The sequence below is a fragment of the Nostoc sp. WHI genome (assembly GCF_015714725.1).
Taxonomy (GTDB): Bacteria; Cyanobacteriota; Cyanobacteriia; order Cyanobacteriales; family Nostocaceae; genus Nostoc.
Map to the genome: position 1 here is coordinate 1 of NZ_WBKM01000059.1, position 2,084 is coordinate 2,084.

4 protein-coding genes are annotated in these 2,084 nt (G+C 41.2%); 1 reads left to right on the top strand and 3 read right to left on the bottom strand.

The genetic code is table 11. The features are described from left to right. The first annotated feature begins 154 nt into the window (after positions 1 to 154). Complete coding sequence (locus tag F8S12_RS06060) at positions 155 to 556, top strand: thermonuclease family protein (protein ID WP_196515432.1); 402 nt, start codon at positions 155 to 157, stop codon at positions 554 to 556. An 89-nt stretch (positions 557 to 645) separates the two neighbouring features. On the opposite strand, the gene F8S12_RS06065 is transcribed toward F8S12_RS06060, so the two are convergent. The 3 genes from F8S12_RS06065 to F8S12_RS06075 all read right to left on the bottom strand — a co-directional run. Further along, on the bottom strand, positions 646 to 1,005 hold the full coding sequence (locus F8S12_RS06065; protein ID WP_196515433.1) for a hypothetical protein: 360 nt from the start codon (positions 1,003 to 1,005) through the stop codon (positions 646 to 648). Continuing rightward, positions 1,005 to 1,340, bottom strand: a complete 336-nt coding sequence (locus F8S12_RS06070; protein WP_196515434.1) for a DUF5674 family protein — start codon at positions 1,338 to 1,340, stop codon at positions 1,005 to 1,007. The genes F8S12_RS06065 and F8S12_RS06070 overlap by 1 nt, the downstream gene beginning before the upstream one ends. A gap of 400 nt (positions 1,341 to 1,740) precedes the next feature. Next, positions 1,741 to 2,084: MATE family efflux transporter (locus F8S12_RS06075; protein WP_269144774.1), on the bottom strand; the 344-nt coding region annotated here is incomplete at its 5' end.

Genomic DNA, 2,084 nt, shown 5'->3' on the forward strand with positions numbered 1-2,084 from the left:
CGGTTGGCATCCTTTATACCCTGATGCCATTGCTATAGTTGTTCAGGATTTTGAAAAGGAAAATTATTAGACATTTTAATCAGCCCCAAGTATCAAAAAACAGTTTACCCAAAGGGTTGCCCCCAACGCTCCCAGTTCTCCTTGTTGAAGGGCGATGGTTGCAGAGGTGTTTATCGGTAATCGCAGTGTCAATGTCAATATGGTGCAAGAGGGACTGGCTGTGGTGTATCACCAGTATCTCAAAGGCTGTCCAAAATCTAAAGATAGCTTGTTGCAGGGTGAGAGTTATGCCAAAGAAAAGCGTCTAGGATTTTGGAGTCAGTCTAATCCTGTGATGCCTTGGGACTTCCGCCACAAAGCTGCTCAACGGGCAACTTCAGTGCCAACTCAAGGACAGCAACAGAATAACTGCGACCCTGCTTACCCAGATTTGTGCATTCCAAAGAATTCACCAGACTTAGATTGCTCAGATGTTAGCCAACGAAGGTTTAGAGTATTGCAACCTGACCCTCACAGGTTTGACCGAGATGGTGATGGCATTGGGTGCGAACGGTAAAATCGAAAACAATAGTGCAACTCTCAAAATTCGGTAAAAAGAAAGTAATTGAGAACAGAAGGGTTGTAGGGCGATCGCACCATTTAAAACTATGCACTCATAGATTCAGAAGTTAGCAAACCAGACATAGCCAATATTCGTTGTGACCAAGTAGACGCAATATCTGCAATATTTGCAGTTTCGTTTGAGTTATTCCAAATATTGAGCCAGTTTTGTTTCCAGCCTTGCAACAAGCCAAGAAGTTGATCTAATTCAATATTAATTTGGCTTTCTCGCTGGATCAAGGACAAATACAGCAAACTTTCGTCTAACAATACCGGAACTATTTCCTGACTAGCACTTTTTTGTGACCAAGAGTTAAGACGTGCCAAACTAGCGGCCAACTCTCCCAATTGTTGTGCATGGGGTAGGTTTAGAAAACTAGCTTCAATTGCACTCCAGTTGGGCATTATAATCCTCCTAGCAATTGCTGGGTAATTTGGGTGACTCGTTCTCGAATTTCGGGGGATCTTATTACCATACTACGGTTATTTTGGCTGGGGCGGATGTTGATGATTGATTCAAAGATAATTTCTTGAGTGGAAGGAGACCAGTCAGCACCCCAAATATCTCTTTGTCTGCTCCCGTCTTTGAGTAACTCTTGTTCACACTCGTAATGGCGAACGCCACCACCTGCAATAACTTTGCGTTCGATATCTACTGCTATTTTAATAAATACCTCCCAAGTTTTCAGCATTTCTTCTATCTGTTCGCTGGTAGCAGCCTCACGGATGATTAAAATCAATTGAAATTAGTCCTATTTAGCAATTAACAACGTCAACTTATACACTACTGGTTCATGCCAAACAAATGAAGGTAGACAATTGGTAATTTTTAGTTGCGTGAACCTCTTGCAAAAGTAACTTTTGCACCCTTGCGGAAAAGGGGAAGGTTAAAGGAGAAAGGTTTTTTCATATTCCTTTTCCCCACAAATGCCAAGAAGTCTCGTGTTGAGAACTTGGCTTAGGACACTGAGAGTCTTTAAAACAAAGAGATAACTAAGGTCGAATTTGTTTCAAATAAATCTACTTATAATGACTTGAATATTCATAATCTAACTTTATCACTCAATGAATCTAATTCAAATTAGTAGTAATACGCACCCGTAAGTTTTCTAATTACTACAGATAATTTATCTGTGTCTCTCAGTAATTAGTTGTTTTGGTGCTAAAGCGCCAAGTTAAGATTATTGCAGCGAGGGCTAAACCAATAGCCAATCCCCACCAAAGACCAATAGCTCCATAGCCCGACGTGATTCCAAAAGAATAACCAGTGAATAAGCCAACACACCAATAAGCAAAAATTCCAATCAACATCGGGATTCGAGTGTCTTTGAGTCCGCGTAATGCTCCCGCCGCAGTCACTTGCACACCGTCAACTATTTGAAAAATAGCTGCCACTCCCAGCAATTTCATTGCCAGGGCAACCACCTGTGCATTGTTCTGGTCGTTAATATCAATGTAAAGAGAAATAATCGACTTTGGCACTA

Bases quoted from the DNA above. Each gene is read 5' to 3' on its own strand.
- F8S12_RS06060 (WP_196515432.1), top strand. From the start codon at position 155: ATGGTTGCAGAGGTGTTTATCGGTAATCGCAGTGTCAATGTCAATATG.
- F8S12_RS06065 (WP_196515433.1), bottom strand. From the start codon at position 1,005: ATGCCCAACTGGAGTGCAATTGAAGCTAGTTTTCTAAACCTACCCCAT.